Genomic DNA, 18,867 nt, shown 5'->3' with positions numbered 1-18,867 from the left:
AACCGCGAGGCAGATGTGGCAGTGACATTTCCTCGTGTAGAGTGACCGACCCGGGGCCAGAACGGAGTCACGACAGACAGGAATGGAAGCGTGGGTCGCCCATGCCGACCGCTGATGGTTTCTCCTACTCGTGTTCGTATTCCATCTTCACAGCATATCCGACGATGAGCACCGCCCAGACGAGAGATCCGACGAGGACGAGGTCGAACGGGACTTGGTAGCCGAGGTTCCAAGCGAGCACGAGTCCGTGTATCGCCCCCATGAACGCCATCGTTGCGACGGTGACCGTGGCCGCTACTTGCGGCACGTCCGGCGGGTCGTAGCGGAACGCCCCTTTCAACACAATGAGGGTTCCGAGCATCAGCGCCGGCATGAGAACGACACCGACCGGCTTCGAGACGTAGTTATCGGGCGTGCCCGACGCGGAGAAGTGAACCGCGACTTCGGCGGGGAGGCGAGACCAGACCGCCACACCGGCCATGGCTGTCAGGGCGATGATGGCACCGCTTACGATGTCGGCACGGCTCTGTCGGCGCGCCATACCTGTCGTTCGATCCGGCGGCTCAAGAAAGGCAGCGTGACTATGCGAGACAGAACCACGAGCAGCGCCGTGGCGACGACCATTTACGGGAGCGCAGTCAACGCCTGCATATGACAGACGCTACACCGGGCGACCGCATCGCCCTCCCGTGTCCGGCCTGTTCGCCGGACCTGGAAACGGTTCACGAGGTGCTGAAGCCGGGCGGCCACGTGACGGTCCGCTGTACGGACTGTGACCACGTCCACAAGGAGCAACTGCCAGAGGAGGAGACACTAGAGCGAAGCGTTGTCGTCTCACAGGACGGCGACTCCTTCACCGCAGAGGTCGACGTGCCGGCCGAAGAAGAGCTGTCCGTCGGCGAGGAGTTCTTACTGGAGACCGAAGAGGCCGTCGTGACCGCCCGCATTACCAGTTTAGAGACCGCGGACGGCCGCGAAGACGAGGCGGCCGCCGAGGACGTCGAAACCATCTGGTCGCGGGCCGTCGGCAACGTCTCGGTCAACGTCACGATGCACCCGAAAGACGGCACGCACGACGAGACCGAGAGCTTCAAGCTCCACGTCCCCGGCGACTACGAGTTCGTGGTCGGCGAAACCGAGGAGTTCGGCGAGGAGGAGTTCACCGTTGAGGGGATTCACGTCCGCGACGACGCCCACGGCTACGACCACGAGAACATGGACCACGACGGCGACATGGGTATCGCGAAGGACATCAACCGGCTGTACGTCAGAGACGAGTCGACCACGGCGTGGTCGGCGTGGTAGGATGGCGGACTGGGACCGACAGCGGTCGCGACTGTCTGACCGTCTCCGAGAGCGGGTCGCCGACGAGACCGTCCTCGCGGCGATAGCGTCGGTCCCCCGCCACCGGTTTGTCCCGACCGACAGGCGACACGACGCCTACACCGACCGCCCGCTCCCGATTGGGTCGGGCCAGACGATTTCTGCGCCGCACATGGTCGCAATCATGGCCGAGTTACTCGACCTATCTCCCGGGGATCAGGTACTGGAGATTGGTACGGGATGTGGTTACCACGCCGCGGTGACCGCCGAACTAGTCGGTCCCGAGAACGTCTACAGTGTGGAGTACCACGCATCGCTGGCTGACGAGGCCCGTGATACACTCGAAGTGACCGGTTACGGAGACGTCTCCGTTCGCGACGGCGACGGCAAGCAGGGGTGGTCCGAACACGCGCCCTACGACCGAACGTACCTGACCTGCGCCGCGCCGGAGTTCCCCGGTCCGCTCGTCGACCAGACCCGCGACGGCGGCGTCCTCCTAGCCCCGCTCGGCGACGGACAACAGCGCCTTATCCGGGCGGAGAAACAGGCTGACGGCACGCTCAACAGAGTCGACCACGGCGGGGTTCGATTCGTCCCGCTCCAGTAGCGGTTTCGACAGACGTGGCCGTTGTCGCGCCATTGATATAGCTCTGGCCGAATATAGTGATATGGATCCGGCGGTACTGCGGGACGACATGGTCGACAGCCTGCAACACGACAGTAAGGGTGTCGTCCGGAGCGCGTGGCTGTCGACAGCGATGCGCGCCGTCCCCCGCGAGGCCTTCGTCGGCGAGCAACAGGCCTACTCCGACCGCCCGTTCGAACGCCTTGGCACGCGCGTGCTCTCGCCCAGCACCGCCGGCCGAGTGCTCGAAGCCCTGTCGCCCGAAGAAGACGACGACGTGCTCGTGGTCGGTGCCGGCGTCGGCTACACGGCCGCGGTGCTGGCAGAACACGTTGGCGCGGCCAACGTACAGGCGATAGACATCACGCGGCGGCTCGTCGTCGAAGCGCGCCAGAACCTGGCCCAGGCGGGCTACGACGCCGTCCTCGTCGACCGCCGCGATGGGGCCGACGGACTGCCCGAGTACGCGCCCTACGACCGAATCCTGCTGGAAGCCGCCGCAATCGACCCGCCCAGGGCGCTCCTCCGGCAACTGACCGACGACGGGCGGCTGGTGATGCCGCTGGGAACCGGCGAGCAGTCGCTGGCCGTCGTCGACGCTGACGGGTCGGTCGAGCGACACGGCACCGTCGCCTTCCAGCCAATGCTCGTCGAGGGCGAGCAGGCCGACACCGTCGAGCGCAACCGGACTCACCGCGAGGACCGCGAGCACGCCCGCCGGGCGGCCCAGTCCCGCGCTGGCTGGGAGCAGGAGTGGATAGACTGGGACGGCTAGGGCGACCTGACGACGAGCAGGTCGGTGTTCGAGCGGGCGTCCTCGTAGCTGCTGCCCGCCGGCGGTTTCACCTCGAACGTGACTGTGCCGTCCTGTTGATTCGGCCCGAGCGACGGCGACAGCGAGAGGGTCGCGTTCCCTGCACTACCTGTTTCGCCGGTCTTGACTGACGAGAGCGTCGCCGTCCCGCTTTTGGCGACGACCGTTGCGCCGGAGACGGGTGACCCTTTCGAGTCGACGACAGTGACAACGATGTCCTGTGACCCCGGATTCGCCACTTCCGGGTGTGGCTCAACGTCGATCTCCGTCACTTGTAGCGTCTCGATTCCCGAAATAGTACTCATCATCACGGAGAGGCAGGCGACGCCGACCACCAGCGCGATAACGAGGCGAATCGGCAGTCCCTCGATAGCACGTTCGTCGCGCCACAGCGAATCTGACATGGACAGGCGTGGTTCCGAACTCGTATTTGAACCCTTGGACGAACGTTCAAATACCGGAAGGGGTCAACCGCCGGCATGGTCGTTCTCGGGCGCGGGGAAGCGACGGGGGCAACGACGCGGCTGGGCCACTATCGGGCCCGCGATGGAAGCAGCAGTGCTCCAGTCAATCTCGATGTCGACCGGCCACACGTCGGTCTCGTCGTTGGCAAACGTGGGTCGGGGAAGACGTACACGCTCGGCGTCTTCGCCGAGGGACTGATTGCCGCTGAGGGGGTCGCCCCGGTCGTCATCGACCCGATGGGGGCGTTCACGCCGCTCGGAACTGCGGATGTGTCTGCGACGGTCATACATCCCAGCGTTTGCGCGAACGCGCTTGACCCGCGCCAGTGGTGTACGGTGCTCGGCCTCGACCCGGAACGAGGTGCAGGCGCGCTTGTGTGGCGAGCGGCGAGCGAGTGTGTGACACTCGACGGGATGCGCTCGTGGGTAGCCGATGCGGATGCGGCGGCGAGTACCGCTCGCGCGGCAGCGAACCATCTCGCGCTCGCCGCGTCATGGGACATCTTCGATGCTGCGGGTATCGAGACAGAAACGCTGTGCAGCGATAGCCTGACAGTGTTCGATCTGTCGGGACTGGCCTCTCGACCAGCCAGCACGGTCCTCGCTGCTGTCGCGACTTCGCTGTACGACGTTCGGGTGGCCGAGCAGACGTGCCGACTGCCGTGGCTATTGGTCGACGAAGCCCACGCGTTTACTGACGGCGTTGCCCGGCGTCCGCTTCGCCGTCTCGTCACGCGAGGCCGCCAGCCCGGTGTGAGTTGTGTGCTGGCGACACAGCGACCCAGCGCGGTCCCGGCGACAATCGTCTCTCAGACTGATCTGCTCGTCGCACACCGACTGACGAGTACGGCTGACATCGACGCACTACAGGCCGCCCAGCCGACGTATCTCGACGGCGATTTCGCGGCCCGGCTTCCGGAGACGACCGGTGACGCGCTCGTTGTTGACGACGGCACCGAATCCGTCCATCACGTGACTGTCCGCGAACGGCGGACGCCCCACGGCGGCGAGACCCCGCGGGCAAGTGACCTCGGCGCAGACAGAGAGCAGGACTGCTCTGTGGCACGTTCTGAAAAATGACGACTCTATGAGTCACACGGCCCGCACGAGGCCCCAGGCCAGTCCGATTCCAGCCAGCGCACAGACGAGGTTCCCGACAGCGTTGCCCACAGCCAGCCCTACGTAGCCGTCCTCCCACAGTCGGACTGTCTCTACCGAAAACGAGGAAAACGTCGTGAACGATCCGCACGCACCGACACCGACAAGCAACGCCGCGTCACCGGTCACACCAGCGAACGTGACCAGTCCCAAAACGAAGCTTCCGACTGCGTTCACTGTGAGCGTCCCGAGCGGGACCGGTTCTCGCTGGACCGCTCCCGACAGATAGTGGCGACAGAGTGCCCCGAGTGCCCCACCGGCCCCGACCAGATGCGCCGATTCGATAGCGACCATCAGCGCTCGCCTCCGGTGAACAGCCGGACGGTTTCACGGCCGACAAGGACGCCGGTAAACCCCAACGCGTAGCTCCCAACGACGTTCGCAACAGCCCACTCAGGCGTCAATACTGTCTCTACCGCGAACGTGCTGTAGGTGGTGAACGATGAGAGGAAGCCGGTCGAAGCGGCCAGTTTCGTCTCGCTGGCCAGTGCACCGACCTGCAGTCCCTCGTACACGAGCACACCGAGCGCGAAACTGCCACAGACGTTGACCAGCAGCGTCCCCTGCAATCCCGGAAAAAAGAGGCCGACGAAGTACCGAAGGTTCGAACCGGCGAACCCCCCGAGGCCTACGAGGACGATAGTTTCGACCGTTACTAGCGGGTTGGTATCCGCCATTTTTACTCTCCGAGTATCTCCGCCAGCCGTGCTTCACCGAGTGTGTCGACGAGCTGTGCGAGTTCGATAACTCGCTCTTCGCCGAGCGTATCCACGAGTTCACGGATTTCTGCCGGGTCGAACGTCCGGGCGACGTAGCCGAGATTCTCTACCATTCGCGTGGTCCGGTCTAGCGTCTCTTCGTCGGGGCGTAGCGTTAGCGGTCGGTTCGTGAATTTCCCGTTTTCATTGAAGTAGCAGAACCGCAACTCGGCGGTGTCGCTGTCATCCGGATCGACAATCTGCAAGACACCGTACCCACTGTCCCACTCGTCCAGTTCGACCTCAAGTAGCGTTTCGTAGCGGGTCACAGGACTTGATTCCAAACACATCGACTTATAGATTGGCATGTCGAAAACAAAAACAAGCGATATAAGTTACAGATCATAACAAAACAGAAGATATTCGAGAACGATCCGAACTTCCTCGGCGATAACGCTGTACCGGAATAATATTGGTACAGATGTTATTCCGGAATCGCTGTCGGCGTATCGACGGTCTGGTGTATCCCATCGTGCCGAGTCTTCCGTAGTAACCCATCGTCGGAGACACCAATGGCTAAAATGGTTTTCGGCAATGAAATTATTTTTATAGCCGCTCCAACTACGGCAGAGCAATGCCAGAATCAAAACAGGGATCTAGTGTCGCCCATTTTGATGTCACCAATATCGGTGGGATCGATGAGACAGCAGTCGATATACCACCGGGCGTGACTGTCCTGACGGGGAAGAATGCCACAAACCGGACATCGTTTCTACAGTCTATTATGGCGGCGATGGGAAGTACGCAGGCCACACTGAAAGGCGACGCCGACGAGGGGAGCGTTGCCCTCACGTACGGCGATGAAGTGTACGAACGGACGCTCACGCGAGCGGGGGACGCTGTCCAGTTTGACGGTGAGAGTTACCTTGACGATCCATCGGTCGCCGACCTGTTCGCGTTCCTCCTCGAAACCAACGAGGCACGTCGGTCGGTGGCTCGCGGCGACGATCTCCGCGAAATCATCATGCGGCCGGTCGACATCGACGCGATCCGCTCGGAAGTCGAACAGCTGGAAGCGGAGAAAGGCGAAATCAACGACGAACTCGCCACGGTTGAATCCCGCCAGCGCGACCTTCCGGACCTCGAACAGCGCCGGACCGAACTCCGCGAGCAGATCGAAGAGAAACGCGAGAAACTGGCCGAGCGCGAGGAGGAGATAGACAACAGCAGCCGGGATATTGAGGAGAGCCGTCAGGAACAGGATGTCCTCGAAGAGAAGCTCGACGAGCTCCGCTCGACGCGGTCGGACCTCGAATCTGTCCGCCGGGACATCGAGGCACAGGAGGAGAGCATCTCCTCGCTGAAACGCGAACGGGCTGACCTCGAAGACGAACTGGAGGAACTGCCAGAGACGCCGATGGGCGACCAGCAGCACCTCGAAGACGAAATCGCAAGCCTGCGTGACCAGCGTCAGCGGCTGAACAGCGAGATATCCGACCTCCAGAGCCTGATCCAGTACAACGAGGAACGGCTCGAAGAGGAAGACTACGACGTCATCCAGTCGCTCGAAGACGCGCCCGAAGGCTCCGGAGGCGCGGTGACAGAGCAACTTCTCGAAAGCGAGGACGAGGAATCTGTCGTCTGCTGGACGTGTGGCTCGACGGTCGACCGCGAGCAGATCGAAGACACGGTCGACCGTTTGCAGGATCTCCGCCGGCAGAAAGTCGAGGACCTCAACGACATCAAGTCGGAACTCGACGACCTCAAGACCGACCAGCGCGAAGCCGAAAAGAAGCAGCGCCGCCGCGAGAACGTCGAACGGAAGATACAGGAGACCGAAACGGAGATCGAACGCCGCGAAGAGCAGGTCTCCTCGCTGAAAGACCGGCGCGAGGAACTGACCGAGGATGTCGAGTCGCTGGAAGACGAGGTCGACAACCTCGAATCCGAGGACTTCGACGAGATCCTCGCGCTACACCGGGAGGCGAACCAGCTCGAGTTCGAGATCGATAGTCTGGAGTCCGACCTCGATGACGTGTCCGCTGAGATTGAGGAGATCGAGGAGCTGGTCAATCGGGCCGACGACCTCCGTGAAGAGCGCGACGCCCTCGTCGAGGAACTCACCGACAAGCGGACGAAAATCGACCAGATCGAAGCCAACGCCGTCGACCAGTTCAACGAACACATGGACGCCATTCTCGGCATTCTGGAGTACGAGAACCTCGAACGAATCTGGATCGAACGCATCGAGCAGACCGTCCGCGAGGGGCGACAGAAGGTCGACCGAACGGTGTTCGAGCTCCACATCGTTCGAACCACCGAGAACGGTGCGGCTTACGAGGACACCATCGAGCACCTCAGCGAGAGCGAACGCGAGGTGACCGGCCTCATCTTCGCCCTCGCGGGCTATCTGGTCCATGACCTCCACGAGAGCGTTCCGTTCATGCTGCTTGACTCGCTGGAAGCCATCGACTCGGCGCGGATCGCCGAACTCGTCGAGTACTTCGCTGACTACGCTGAGCATCTCGTCGTGGCCCTCCTACCGGAGGACGCGCAAGCGCTGGACGACGACTTCAACCGCATCACCTCGATCTAACCCCGTAGTCTTTTATTTCCGGTTACCGTACGTGGGACCAACAGATGGCGAATACGACAGACGGCCGGCCGTCGAGCAAGGTCGCTCGACTTATCGACGAGTATGAACTTGATGGACTCGGTGCGGAGATGGAGGCTCGCTGGACGGGTGACGGTGAAGAGCGGATGAGTCTCCGTGATCTGGCGGAGTTTTTCAACAAGCGTCTCCTCGAACGTGAACTGGTTGATGCGGGCCTGAGCGCGCTTGAAAGTGACGTAGAATCGACCTACGAGAACCTCACTGGTGACGACATCAGTACGGGTGTTCGGACTGACACCGTCAATCGACTCGAGCGCAATGGCGTCGATGTCGACCGTCTCGAAACCGATTTCATCACCTATCAGGCCATCCGGTCATATCTGAAGGAATGGCGCGGCGCGGAGTATCAGGGGCTGTCCGACGACGAGAAGATCGAAAAGGACCTTGAAAGTATTCAGCGACTCTTGACCCGAACGCTGTCGGTCACCGACCAGCGTATCGAGAAACTGCGCGATACGGGCCGCATCGACATCGAGGACTTCGAGGTATTTCTGGACGCACAGGTGCTGTGCCAGTCCTGTGGCAGCCAGTACGCCGTCGCGGAGTTTTTCGACCAGGGCGGCTGTGAGTGCCACCAGGACTGAGTCGACACTTTGGACTCTCTCTGACTACGCCGAGGTACCCGCAACGACGCGTCGGCAGTAGAACAACCGATAGCAATTGTGATATCCAACGGAACAAACGATTCGAGGACACCGAGCTGCCGTAGAAATAGAACCGTACTGCCGTCCCGGGAATCCGCCGTCGTAGCTGCTTACTGGGGCACACAGGGCTGAAGACATCGGGGGCCATTGGAACGGTCATGGACCCAGGCGACCTCCGAGCGTCGATTCCGGCACTCGAACGGTGTACGTATTTCAACACAGGAGCAAGCGGGCCGACACCCCGCCCCGTGGTCAACGCCGCAACGTCGTTTCTCGAACGTCACGCTTTCGACGCGCCCGCGGCTGAGGGGCCCTATACGGTTGCGTGGGACGCTATCGCGGCGGCCCGCGAAGTCGTCGCCGATCATATCGGGACCGACGCCGCCAACGTCGCGTTCACTCGCAGTACCGCCGACGGAGTCAACACGGTCGCAGGGGCCATAGACTGGCAACCCGGCGACGTGGTAGTCCGGACCGACCTTGAACACCCTGCCGGCACGCTTCCGTGGGATCGACTGGCCGACACCCACGGTATCGAGGTCCGGGTGCTGGAAACAGACGGCGGACGACTCGACATGGCAGACGTGACCGACGCCGTGGCCGACGCCAGACTGGTGGCGCTGAGTTCACTCTCTTGGACTCACGGGACCAGACTCCCGGTTTCGGCCGTCGTCGACGCGGCCCACGACGCGGGCGCACAGGTACTCGTCGACGCCGTCCAGTCTGTCGGGCAACATCCCGTCGACGTGACGGAATGGGGTGCGGACTTCGTGGCCGCGGCGGGGCACAAGTGGCTGCTGGGCGTCTGGGGCGGCGGGTTCCTCTACGTCAACCCGGACGCGTATGACCGACTCCATCAGACCCGCATTGGCTATCGAAGCGTCGAAGACCCCGGCGCTGACGGTTATGACTACTACGAGGGCGCGCGCCGATTCGAGGTCGGCACCACCTCTCCAGCTCCCTACGTCGCGCTCGCACATGCCATCGAAACGGTCGAGGCCGTCGGGTTCGACACGATCCAGCCCCGCGTCGAACGGCTGACCGACCGGCTCAAGGACGGGCTTGGTGACCGACTGCTGAGTCCCCGTGACTACGAGTCGGGACTCGTGACGTTCACCGCCGATGACCCCGAGGCGACCGTCGAGCGACTCGCGGCTGAGGGCATTATCATCAGGTCACTCCCTCATCCTGAGGCGCTCCGGGCGTCCGTCCACGCGTTCAATACGGCCGACGACATCGACCGCTTGCTCGACGCGCTATAGCTTTCACAGCACCCTGTTGTGACTGGCGTTACAGCCCCGGACTTTCTTGTCTCGACCGGCCGTTCTTCCTCGCATGGCGACACGCCCCGTCGTGACGTGCTTCCTGCGTAGCGAAGGCGAGGTGCTGCTGTTGCGCCGGAGCGGTGCGGTCGGCTCGTATCGGGGCCAGTGGGGTGGTGTGGCGGGACACGTTGCCGACGACGCCGGGCGGGACCGGGACCCGGAGACGGCTGCGCGGGCTGAAATCGACGAGGAGACCGGGTTGGCCGACGCGGTGACGCTCGTCCGGCGCGGCGACTCATTGCAGGTCGCAGACGACGATCATGGGGTTCGCTGGCAGGTTCACCCGTTTCTGTTCGACTGCGAGGCCCGCACAGTCACGACGAACGAGGAGACGACCGAGACCGCGTGGGTCCACCCGCCTGAAATCCTGACCCGTGAGACGGTCCCGCGGCTGTGGACCGCCTGGGACCGCGTTCGGCCGCGAGCGGCGACCGTTCGCGAGGACCGAACCCACGGTTCGGCGTGGCTGTCGATCCGGGCGCTGGAGGTGCTACGCGACGAAGCTGCCCTGGCCGACGCCGGACGGAGTGACGACCTGGAGACGGCCGAGCGGGGCGGCGACGACTGGAGCGCGCTCGCCGCCCTCGCCGCCGAAATCCGCGAGGCCCGTCCCTCAATGGTCGTCGTCGCCAACCGGGTCAACCGAGCGATGGCTGCTGTCGCCGACCAGTCGCCGGCGGCCGTCGAGCGGGCCGTTACGGAGTCGCTGAACCACGCGGTTACCGCCGACCGCGTGGCCGCCGCCGTCGCCGCCGAACACGTCGGCGACCGCCTTGCCACGCTGTCTCGGTCTGGGACAGTCCGCGCAGTGGTCGACGCCACTGCGCCTGAGGCCGTGCTCGTCGCCGAGTCACGGCCCGGGAGTGAAGGCGTCGGCGTCGCAGAGACACTCGCTGGTAGCACTGCCGTGACACTGACCACCGACGCGGCCTTCGGCCACGAATTGGATGCGTGGAGCGCCGACACGCTCGTTGTCGGGGCCGACCGCGTCCTTCCGGACGGCCGCGTGGTCAACAAGGCCGGAACCCGCTCGGCGGCGCTGTCGGCGGCCGCCGCGGAGGCGGACTGCTACGCGGTGTGTGCGGCGGACAAGATCGCACCACGCGCTACGTGGGACAGCGAGGAGCGAGAGCCACAGGAGGTGTACGACGGCGACACAGACATCGCCGTATTGAATCCGACTTTCGACGTGACGCCGGCGTCGGCAGTGACGGTCGTCACCGAACGCGGCGTTCTGGAGACGAACGATATTGAGGCAATCGCAGACGCCCACCGGGAACGGAGCGAGTGGACCGAGCGCCGGTGACATCCGAGACCGAAAGTCGCTTGCTCAGTGCTCGTCTAGCACGACCGGCACACCAGCTTCGGCCACGTCGGCGGCGAACTCACGGGAATCGGCTTCGAGGTTCGAGAAGGTGTTGTAGTGGACTGGCATCACGAGGTCCGGGTCGATGGTTGCGGCAAGGGCAGCGGCCTCGTGGCGGTCCATCGTCGCCCGCGGGCCGATGGGCGGACACAGTAGCGAGACGTCGAGCGTTCGGTGTCCGGGCAGCACGTCCGAATCCCCCGGATAGAAGGCTCTGGTCTCCTCGACAGCGATCATGAACCCACAGCCAAAGCCCTCCGGGTGGTACGGGCTGCCATCTGGCCGCGTGTGTGGGCCGTCCGGTTCGTTGTACGCTGGCGTTGACCATATCGGCACATCCCCGACTGTCGTCTGTGATTTCATTCCGACTTCGACAACGTCGTAGGGCAGCGAGGACAGCGGCGGGAGGTCCCGGTCACCGACGCGCTCATCGATACCCTCGTAGGCAACAACGGTCGCGTCCTCGCTCGCGACGCGCTCGATACCATCAGGGTCATAGTGGTGGACGTGGGTCACACAGACAACGTCGCCGTCTTCCGCACGGTAGTCGCTGCTCGGTGGATGACCGATCCCGTCCGTGTGGGGTTCCCACTCGCCGGTGAGGACGCCGTAGCGGCCCGGGTCGACATACACCACCGTGTCGTCGCCGGCGAACCGGAGCGTCGCGTACCCCAGCCAGTCGACGGTCAGCCCGTCGTGTCGAACTGTCATTGACTGTCGATACGCGTTACACCCTGAATAAGTCAGCTACTCGTGGGCGTCGCCACTCGGCAGAAGATATACCCGAGCGCTGCCCGTCTGCTCGCCCGTGCGAAACTTCCACATCACGACGGTCTGGGGCATTCCGATACGGGTCAACATCTCACTGCTGATTTTCCTGCCGGTGCTGGCCTGGATTATCGGCAGCGGAGCACAGATATCTGTGTATGCCGGTATCGTGAGTGCCCTGTCGGGCGTGCCACTCGACCTTACGGTGCTGACCGCGGGCCAGACACCGTGGCTCATCGGCACCGCCGCGGCCGTGGGCCTGTTCGCCAGCGTCGCCCTCCACGAACTGGGCCACGCATGGGCAGCGATGCGCTACGACCTCCGGGTCGAGTCCATCACGCTCTGGATTCTTGGCGGTCTCGCCAACCTCGAAGCCATGCCCAAAGAGTGGAATCGGGAACTCGTCATCGCGCTGGCCGGCCCGGCCGTGAGTATTCTGACCGGGCTTGCCTGCTACGCCGCACTGTTTGCCTTGCCGGCGAGTGCGCAGGTGACGCTGTTCGTTATCGGCTGGCTAGCCGTCACGAACATCTTTCTCGCTGTGTTCAACATGCTGCCGGCCTTCCCGATGGACGGCGGCCGCGTGCTCCGGGCACTGCTCGCACGAAAGCGGCCGTACGCGACGGCGACCCGAATCGCCGCTCGGGTCGGGACCGGGTTCGCCGTGCTGTTCGCCGTCGTCGGCGTCCTCTCGTTCAGCCCGCTGTTGCTGCTGCTCGCGCTGTTCGTCTACGGCGCCGCATCGAGCGAATCCCGTACCGTCGCCCTGGCAGCGCTGCTTGAGGGGCTGACCGTCGATGACGTGGCTAGCCCACTCGACGCGACTATTGAGGCCGACGCAACTGTCGAGGATCTCGTCGACCGGATGTTCGCTGGTCGGCGGACCGAGTTCGCCGTCACGCGCGGCGGCGACGTAATCGGCGTCGTCACAGTTGGCGACTTCAGGGCACTCTCGAAGACTGAACGCGAAGCCGACACCGTCGCCGACCTGATGGACACTGACCTGCCGCGCTTTGCCTCAGAGACGGCAGCCTTCGATGCGCTCGTCGAACTCGACACCGCCAGAGCCACTGCCGCATTCGTCGACGGCCCCGAGGGAACCCGCGTTGTCTCCCGGGACGACTTCGCCAGCGCGATGGAGATGCGGCGGCTCGTCGGCTCGCCGGAACCGTTCTAGCAGCGTGGCTGAGGCATCGAGACGTTTTCGAATTGGGTCAGCGCTCCCGCTCTAACGGTCGGTACACACAAGAGGGGGCGACGTGCACTACTGGACAATGCAATCCGGGTTTGTCGACCTGTTTGTCGACCTCGTCGGCACCGACCCGCTGATAAACGGCCTCGTCGGCGGGGTCATCATCGCGACGATGAACCTCTTCGGCGCGTCGCTCGTGCTGGTCTGGCGTGACCCCTCTGAGCGGGCGCTGGACACGGCGCTTGGGTTCGCCGCCGGCGTGATGCTGGCCGCTGCGTTCACGAGCCTCATCATCCCCGGCATCGAGCAGTACTCGGGCGGCAATCCGATTCCGACGCTCGTCGGCGTCGCGCTCGGAGCGCTGTTTCTGGATCGCGCGGACGGGCTCGTCCCGCACGCCCACTACCTGCTGACGGGAAGCCGCCGGTCGGACGCGGCTAACCCCGGCCAGGACCTCCCGGTCGACGAGGCCAAACTGACCGGCGTCGTCCTGTTCATCCTCGCCATCACGCTGCACAACGTCCCGGAGGGGCTGGCCGTCGGCGTCGGCTTCGGCGCGGCCGCCGGCGACCCGCTCCAGTTGGGGAGCGCGCTCTCGCTGATGCTCGCTATCGGCATCCAGAACATTCCCGAGGGGCTGGCCGTCTCCGTCGCGGCGACAAACGCGGGGCTGGACCGCCGGCTCTACGCCGTCTTCTCCGGGATTCGCTCCGGCGTCGTGGAAATCCCGCTCGCAGTGCTCGGCGCTGTCGCCGTCGTGACCGTCGAGCCACTGCTCCCCTACGCGATGGGCTTTGCGGCGGGCGCAATGTTGTTCGTGATTTCCGACGAGATAATCCCCGAGACGCACCAGCGCGGCTACGAGCGGGTCGCCACGCTCGGGCTGATGGCCGGCGTCATCGTCATGCTGTACCTTGACATCGCGCTCGCGGCCTGAACCGCGTCACTCGTCGTAGGGCCAGTTCGGGTCGCGGTCGAGGTCCGTCGGCGTCTCGCAGTCCCCGGCTTCGTCGGGCGAACACGCCCCGTGTTCGCGGAAGTTCTCCCGCGCCTCGGTCAACGAGACGTGGTTCGTATCGCTGACGAACTCCGCGTCCCCGAACTGGATGGGGTCGTCGAGCCAGTGACACACCGGACACATCTCGTAGGACCCGGGCCGGCCCTCCGGGAGCGTCTGGTAGCCACAGCACGGGCAGTAGCCGAGCTCCCGTGCGGCTGGATTACCGGGCGTCTCGGTTGACATATTTCGTGGTATGTGTCTTCACACCATAGAATTATCGAACCGCGATGCATGACTATTGCCGTGACGGACTACTCCGACTGTGCGTCCTCGACTTTTTCGGCGTACTCCTCCAGTTCGGTGGCCAGTTCGCGGGCCTGGGCCGCCGACAGCGTCACCGAGTCAGCGTGGGGCTTCACCGCGTCGAGGTCGGTGTTGTCCATCTCCAGTTGGAGTTCGACGTGGTCCGGGTTCTTCCGCGGCGCGGTCACGTTCAGGACGGCCAGGGCCTCCTCCTCGAAGCCGTGGCCCTCTACCTCACCGTCGAGCAAGTCGAAGGTCGTGTACGCGTTGACCTTCATGATGCGGTCGACCATACGCCGCGTAGGCGGGCCGGCGACTTAACGCCCGTTACTCGTCCCCGACGCCCTCGTAGCCGACCCGCTCGGCGTCCGACGCCGCGCGCTCGATGGCAGAATCAAGATCGAACTCCCGGACGACTTCGCCGTCCCGAACCAGTGGCCTCATGAGCGACTCGGCCTCGGCCGGTCCCTCGCGGTCGGCCAGCCCGACGTGGTGGCCGCCCGATTCGGTCCGGTACACCGACTTCTTGCCGGTGAGCTTGCCCCGCTTTGCCGCCGGCTCGCCGTCCACCTCGACGATGTCCAGCGCGAAGTCCAGCGGGTCGGCGTTGGCGACGTAGCTCCCGACGCCGAAGCCGTCGGCCACCTCCCGGAGTTCCCGGAGCGTCGTCGGCGTCAGCCCCCCGGAGAGGAACAAGTCCACGTCCTCGTGGCCGTAGGCGTCCAGCGTCCACCGGACCTCGCGGACGATGTGCCGGAAGTCGCCGCGGCGGGACCCGGTGGTGTCCAGGCGGACGCCCGCGAGGTCGTCGATGGCCTCGGCCGCCCGCAGCGCCTCGTCGGCCTCGTCGCTGTAGGTGTCGGTCAGCGCGATGCGGGGCGTCTCCTCGGGGACTGCCTCGTCGAACGCTCGCCACGCCGCCTCCTGGTTGCCTCGGCCGAAACATATCATCAGCGCGTGGGGCATCGTCCCGCCGGCCTCGCGGCCGATGACCTCGCCGGCGGCGACGTTCGAGATGCCGTCGAGGCCACCCAGTAGCGCCGCCCGCTCGACCATCGCCCCTATCGAGGGGTGGACGTGGCGCGAGCCAAAGGATAGCACCGTCGACTCCGGCGCGGCGTGGCGCGCTTCTAACGCCCGCGTCGCGATGCCTGTTGGATGTGAGAGAAAACCGAGGAGCGCGGTCTCCAGCCGACAGAACTCCCGGTAGGACCCCTCGATTCGCATCACTGGACCGCCGTCGAACAGCTGTCCTTCGGGGAGCGCGTCGGCGTCGACGGCGCGCCCGTCGAGCAACCGCGCGGCGTCTTTCAGCCCGGCCAGCAGTTTCCAGGTCCCCGTCGCGAACTGGTTGGCCGTCACTTCGGCGACCACGTCCGGGTTCTTGCCCGCGTGCTCTAGCGCCTCCATCGTCCGGTCGAAGTAGGCGTCGGTCGCCCGCCCCTCGCGGATGGCCGCGGGCGTGACGACGTCGAACTCCTCGGTCATTGTCCCGTGTTCGGCCGTGCGAGGGAAAAAGCGGTCCGGTCGACGGTCGCGCGCCGGCGCTCGCGGGACGCGCCGACGGAGCGCCGTCCCAAACGCTTTCCACGCCGCCATCGACTTCAGCCGGTTCGCGTACCGACGGGTCGTCTGAGGCCCGCTACTCTTCGGCCCGGTGGATGTCGTTCAGGTCTCCCACTGTCGGTCCGTTGACGATGCGGACGGTCTTGCCCGACCGGACCACGCGGAAGGCGTCGTTGAACTGGTCGTCTTCTGGGACGACGTAGACGTTACTGCGGGGCTGGCTGGCGTCGTGCTCCTCTGTCAACGCCGCCCGGTAGGCCTGTTCGAACTCCCTCGCGTCTTCCTCGGTATCCCAGCGGGTCTCCCAGACGTAGCCGTAGCCGCCCGAGCCGTTGCGGTAGGGCACGACGAGGTCACCGCCCCAGCCGGCCGAGATATCGCTCTCATAGCTGTAGCGGTCGGCCTCCACCTGCCCGTTGTGGTACATCATCGCGTAAATCGAGGTCTCTCCAACCGTGTCGCCGACCGGGTCGTGGTCGAAGCGACTCCACTCGTCGGACGAACGGTCGGTGACACTGACGTTCACGGGCTTTTCGTCGGGGTACTTGTCCGGGTGGAGTACCTGCTCGGTGCTATCCGGGAAATCGTCGTGCAGCTCGTCGACAGCGCCCCAACCGCCGTCCGAACGCATCTGATCGACGAACCGCGGCCCGGTGACGTAGGGCTGGTAAAGGACGGTGAACAGCCCCTCGTTGTAGCTCGGCTCCTGGCTCCCGCCGTCGCCGTCGTCGCTGCCGCCCCCGCTGTTCGTCCGGTCGGGGAGCGCGATGCAGCCCCAGCCGTCGCCACAGCGGCGCTCGTAGAGGATGCGGACGTAGTTAGCCTCGCCCTCTGTGACACCCTGTCGTGACAGCTGCGTGTCCTGCGTCTTTGCGGAGCCGTTCAGCCCGAAGTGCTGGTCCTGCAGGGCGTGGACCAGTTCGTGTGAGAGCGTCCGCCGGTCGATCTGTGGCGTCTCTGTCGGGCTGACGATGACAATCTCGTCCCGACTCGGCGAGTAGTAGCCCTGAACAGTCGTCGACAGCGTGTTGTCGATTTCCTCGCTGCTGCCCGAGTCCTCACCGATGAGCAGGAGCGCCTCCCACACCTGGTCGTTCCAGGGGTCCTGTGGACGGCTGCTGCCGCCGCTGCCGTTGCCTCCAGAGCGATTCTGGTACTCGGCTCGGGAGATAACCGAAACCGGGACCGAGTCTTTGAACTCCAAGTCGCGGACCTGCTCGACGCGGGCCATTGTCCGGGCGACGACGGCCTCCCGCTCGCTCTCGTTTAGCCCGTCGCCGGTCGTCACCGACACCGGGTCGTCGTACCAGTAGCCGTTCTCGTAGCCGATGGCGTCCCCGCCGGTCGGCGTCTCGGGGTGGTCGCTGCCGCCGAGGGAGGGGACCGTACAGCCCGCCAGGACGACCGCCAGCGCAATGAGCAGTTCCTTACGCATCGTGGACCTCGCTCAGTTCGTCGGCTGTCGGTGCGTTCGCGACGGTGACGGTCTGCCCGTCGACCCTGACCGAAACAGCGTCGGTGTAGGGGCTGTCTTCCGCTATTATCCAGTGCCCCTCTCCGGTTCGAGTGCCGCCCCAGTGAGCGATGACCGCCGTCCAGGCATCGGCGAACTCGCGAGCGTCGGCCTCGCTGGCCCAGGTTGTCTTCCAGACGTACGCCGTCTCGTCGCCGCTCTCGTAGACGTGCATCCGACCGCCCTGCCAGCCGTCGGTGGCGGGCAGGTCGTAGTTGTACGGGTCGTCACTGTCCAGCGACCCGTCCTCGTAGTTGATGACATCTCGCGTCCGGACGACGCTCGACTCGTTGTAGTCATCGGCGATGGTGTACGCCATCGACCCCGCGATAGCTGACGGGCCGACGACGGCGTAGTCGGGACGGTTGCGGTCAGTCGAGGGTCTGACCCGCTCCCAGTCGCCGCTGGACTGGTCCGCAAGCGAGACTGACTCGGGTTCCCACTCGGGGTAGCGCCCGGGGTAGGTCACTTCGGCGGCCCCGTCGGGATAGTCGTCGTAGGCGTCGTTGACGGCGCTCCAACCGCCGCGTTCTCGAAGGTCGCCGACCAGTCCGGGCCCGTCGCTGTAGGGGAAATACTGCATGAAATTGATGCCGAAGTGGCGAGCACCGCCGCCACCGCCGCTCTGGGCAGGCCTGTCGATACAGCGCCATGCCTCGCCACAGCGGTCGGTGTAGGTCTGGGTGACGGCGACGGCGTCGCCTTCGACCACGCCGTTCCGACCCTGCACCTGATCCCGCGTCCGCGCGTCACTTCCGAGGCCAAAGTGCTGGTCCTGCAGCGCATGGACGAGTTCGTGGGCCAGCGTGCCCCGGCTAATCGTCGGCGTTTCGGAGTCGCTGACGATGACGATTTCACCGCGCTGGCTGCTGTAGTAGCCCAGCACGCTCTCCCCGCGATTGCTGTTCTGGACGGCGATGGAATCGCGGTCCTCGCCGATGAAAAACAGCGCCTCGAACTTCGCGTTGTCGAACCGGCGCAGCGAATCGCCGACCTCGCCGCCGCCCGTGTTGTTGCGGTACTCAGCCCGTGAGACGACGGAGACCGGGACTGTCTCTTTGAACTCTAGCCCGCGAAGCCGCTCGACGCGGGCCATCGTCCGGGCGACGACGGCGTCCCGCTCCGTCTTGTTCAGTCCGTCCTCGGTCGTTACCGACAGCGATTCGTTGTACCAGTAGCCGTTCTCGTAGCCCAGCCGGTCCGTCGCAGGCGCTGCCGGAGCGGAGCCGTTGTTCCCGTAGTCGGTCGCGGGTTCGATCGGCGTCAGATCGACGGTGCTCGACTCCGCCTCTGGCGACGCGGTGGGTGCCTGACACCCCGCAAGTAACAGCACAACGGCACAGAGAACGACGAGGGCGAAAGGGCGGCGCATCTACTTCCACGGTAGGTTACCACAGTGAAAAGTCACACGCTCACTGTGGACACATTCGTCCG

21 protein-coding genes are annotated in these 18,867 nt (G+C 64.7%); 10 read left to right on the top strand and 11 right to left on the bottom strand.

Features of this window, described 5'->3' with window-relative positions; translation table 11 throughout:
- Nucleotides 1–124: 124 nt before the first annotated feature.
- Nucleotides 125–541 carry a DUF1648 domain-containing protein gene (locus DVK00_RS04520; protein WP_121535567.1) on the bottom strand — a complete coding sequence of 139 codons (417 nt, stop codon included), beginning with the start codon at nucleotides 539–541 and terminating at the stop codon, nucleotides 125–127.
- A 110-nt stretch (nucleotides 542–651) separates the two neighbouring features.
- On the opposite strand from DVK00_RS04520, the gene DVK00_RS04515 reads away from it, so the two are divergent.
- From DVK00_RS04515 to DVK00_RS04505, 3 genes are all read left to right on the top strand, one after another.
- The gene (locus DVK00_RS04515) at nucleotides 652–1,305 is read left to right on the top strand and encodes an HVO_0476 family zinc finger protein (protein ID WP_101351070.1); all 654 of its coding nucleotides are present in this window, start codon (nucleotides 652–654) and stop codon (nucleotides 1,303–1,305) included.
- Between the two features lies 1 nt (nucleotide 1,306).
- A complete protein-coding gene (locus tag DVK00_RS04510) occupies nucleotides 1,307–1,930 on the top strand; it encodes a protein-L-isoaspartate(D-aspartate) O-methyltransferase (RefSeq protein ID WP_121577325.1) in 624 nt (207 codons plus the stop codon).
- A gap of 61 nt (nucleotides 1,931–1,991) precedes the next feature.
- Entirely contained in the window at nucleotides 1,992–2,723 is a 732-nt protein-coding gene (locus DVK00_RS04505; protein ID WP_121511354.1) for a protein-L-isoaspartate O-methyltransferase, read from the top strand.
- On the opposite strand, the gene DVK00_RS04500 is transcribed toward DVK00_RS04505, so the two are convergent.
- Nucleotides 2,720–3,166, bottom strand: a complete 447-nt coding sequence (locus DVK00_RS04500) for an Ig domain-containing protein group 1 domain-containing protein (RefSeq protein ID WP_101351067.1) — start codon at nucleotides 3,164–3,166, stop codon at nucleotides 2,720–2,722. The two genes, DVK00_RS04505 and DVK00_RS04500, sit on opposite strands and share 4 nt — an antisense overlap.
- A 75-nt stretch (nucleotides 3,167–3,241) precedes the next feature.
- Here DVK00_RS04500 and DVK00_RS04495 point away from each other — a divergent pair, with 75 nt between their 5' ends.
- On the top strand, nucleotides 3,242–4,306 hold the full coding sequence (locus DVK00_RS04495; RefSeq protein WP_101351066.1) for an ATP-binding protein: 1,065 nt from the start codon (nucleotides 3,242–3,244) through the stop codon (nucleotides 4,304–4,306).
- A 12-nt stretch (nucleotides 4,307–4,318) separates the two neighbouring features.
- Here the strand turns inward: DVK00_RS04495 and crcB are convergent, their stop codons facing one another.
- Genes crcB through DVK00_RS04480 form a run of 3 tightly spaced genes read right to left on the bottom strand, consistent with a single transcriptional unit; the run spans nucleotide 4,319 to nucleotide 5,411 of the window.
- Nucleotides 4,319–4,678: a fluoride efflux transporter CrcB gene (gene crcB / locus DVK00_RS04490; protein ID WP_101351065.1), complete on the bottom strand. Its 360-nt coding sequence runs from the start codon at nucleotides 4,676–4,678 to the stop codon at nucleotides 4,319–4,321.
- Nucleotides 4,678–5,061 carry a CrcB family protein gene (locus tag DVK00_RS04485; RefSeq protein ID WP_121511357.1) on the bottom strand — a complete coding sequence of 128 codons (384 nt, stop codon included), beginning with the start codon at nucleotides 5,059–5,061 and terminating at the stop codon, nucleotides 4,678–4,680. The genes crcB and DVK00_RS04485 overlap by 1 nt, the downstream gene beginning before the upstream one ends.
- A gap of 2 nt (nucleotides 5,062–5,063) precedes the next feature.
- Nucleotides 5,064–5,411: a hypothetical protein gene (locus DVK00_RS04480; protein ID WP_004590827.1), complete on the bottom strand. Its 348-nt coding sequence runs from the start codon at nucleotides 5,409–5,411 to the stop codon at nucleotides 5,064–5,066.
- 305 nt (nucleotides 5,412–5,716) lie between these two features.
- Here DVK00_RS04480 and DVK00_RS04475 point away from each other — a divergent pair, with 305 nt between their 5' ends.
- The 4 genes from DVK00_RS04475 to DVK00_RS04460 all read left to right on the top strand — a co-directional run bounded on the left by DVK00_RS04475 (nucleotide 5,717) and on the right by DVK00_RS04460 (nucleotide 11,031).
- Nucleotides 5,717–7,678: an archaea-specific SMC-related protein gene (locus DVK00_RS04475; protein ID WP_121535562.1), complete on the top strand. Its 1,962-nt coding sequence runs from the start codon at nucleotides 5,717–5,719 to the stop codon at nucleotides 7,676–7,678.
- Nucleotides 7,679–7,722: 44 nt separating this feature from the next.
- Nucleotides 7,723–8,340: a rod-determining factor RdfA gene (rdfA, locus tag DVK00_RS04470; RefSeq protein WP_101351062.1), complete on the top strand. Its 618-nt coding sequence runs from the start codon at nucleotides 7,723–7,725 to the stop codon at nucleotides 8,338–8,340.
- A 218-nt stretch (nucleotides 8,341–8,558) separates the two neighbouring features.
- On the top strand, nucleotides 8,559–9,662 hold the full coding sequence (locus tag DVK00_RS04465) for an aminotransferase class V-fold PLP-dependent enzyme (RefSeq protein WP_101351061.1): 1,104 nt from the start codon (nucleotides 8,559–8,561) through the stop codon (nucleotides 9,660–9,662).
- A gap of 73 nt (nucleotides 9,663–9,735) precedes the next feature.
- Complete coding sequence (locus tag DVK00_RS04460; protein WP_101351060.1) at nucleotides 9,736–11,031, top strand: NUDIX domain-containing protein; 1,296 nt, start codon at nucleotides 9,736–9,738, stop codon at nucleotides 11,029–11,031.
- A gap of 24 nt (nucleotides 11,032–11,055) precedes the next feature.
- On the opposite strand, the gene DVK00_RS04455 is transcribed toward DVK00_RS04460, so the two are convergent.
- On the bottom strand, nucleotides 11,056–11,802 hold the full coding sequence (locus DVK00_RS04455) for an MBL fold metallo-hydrolase (protein ID WP_101351059.1): 747 nt from the start codon (nucleotides 11,800–11,802) through the stop codon (nucleotides 11,056–11,058).
- Between the two features lie 97 nt (nucleotides 11,803–11,899).
- Here DVK00_RS04455 and DVK00_RS04450 point away from each other — a divergent pair, with 97 nt between their 5' ends.
- Nucleotides 11,900–13,036 (top strand): site-2 protease family protein, encoded by a 1,137-nt coding sequence (locus tag DVK00_RS04450; protein ID WP_101351058.1) that lies wholly within the window; start codon nucleotides 11,900–11,902, stop codon nucleotides 13,034–13,036.
- 97 nt (nucleotides 13,037–13,133) lie between these two features.
- On the top strand, nucleotides 13,134–13,988 hold the full coding sequence (locus tag DVK00_RS04445) for a ZIP family metal transporter (RefSeq protein WP_121577324.1): 855 nt from the start codon (nucleotides 13,134–13,136) through the stop codon (nucleotides 13,986–13,988).
- A gap of 6 nt (nucleotides 13,989–13,994) precedes the next feature.
- On the opposite strand, the gene DVK00_RS04440 is transcribed toward DVK00_RS04445, so the two are convergent.
- The 5 genes from DVK00_RS04440 to DVK00_RS04420 all read right to left on the bottom strand — a co-directional run bounded on the left by DVK00_RS04440 (nucleotide 13,995) and on the right by DVK00_RS04420 (nucleotide 18,805).
- Nucleotides 13,995–14,294, bottom strand: a complete 300-nt coding sequence (locus tag DVK00_RS04440; RefSeq protein WP_101351056.1) for a CPCC family cysteine-rich protein — start codon at nucleotides 14,292–14,294, stop codon at nucleotides 13,995–13,997.
- Nucleotides 14,295–14,362: 68 nt separating this feature from the next.
- Nucleotides 14,363–14,647 (bottom strand): DUF6360 family protein, encoded by a 285-nt coding sequence (locus tag DVK00_RS04435; protein ID WP_058994208.1) that lies wholly within the window; start codon nucleotides 14,645–14,647, stop codon nucleotides 14,363–14,365.
- Nucleotides 14,648–14,681: 34 nt separating this feature from the next.
- Entirely contained in the window at nucleotides 14,682–15,842 is a 1,161-nt protein-coding gene (locus DVK00_RS04430; RefSeq protein WP_121577323.1) for a nicotinate phosphoribosyltransferase, read from the bottom strand.
- Between the two features lie 154 nt (nucleotides 15,843–15,996).
- A complete protein-coding gene (locus tag DVK00_RS04425) occupies nucleotides 15,997–17,355 on the bottom strand; it encodes an Hvo_1808 family surface protein (protein ID WP_121577322.1) in 1,359 nt (452 codons plus the stop codon).
- The gene (locus tag DVK00_RS04420) at nucleotides 17,348–18,805 is read right to left on the bottom strand and encodes an Hvo_1808 family surface protein (RefSeq protein ID WP_121577321.1); all 1,458 of its coding nucleotides are present in this window, start codon (nucleotides 18,803–18,805) and stop codon (nucleotides 17,348–17,350) included. The genes DVK00_RS04425 and DVK00_RS04420 overlap by 8 nt, the downstream gene beginning before the upstream one ends.
- Nucleotides 18,806–18,867: the final 62 nt, after the last annotated feature.

Origin of the sequence: Haloarcula sp. Atlit-47R (assembly GCF_003665985.1) — an archaeon.
Lineage (GTDB): Archaea > Halobacteriota > Halobacteria > Halobacteriales > Haloarculaceae > Haloarcula > Haloarcula taiwanensis.
The sequence above is the reverse complement of the archived record's forward strand: the minus strand, read 5'-3'. Positions and strand labels throughout refer to the sequence as shown.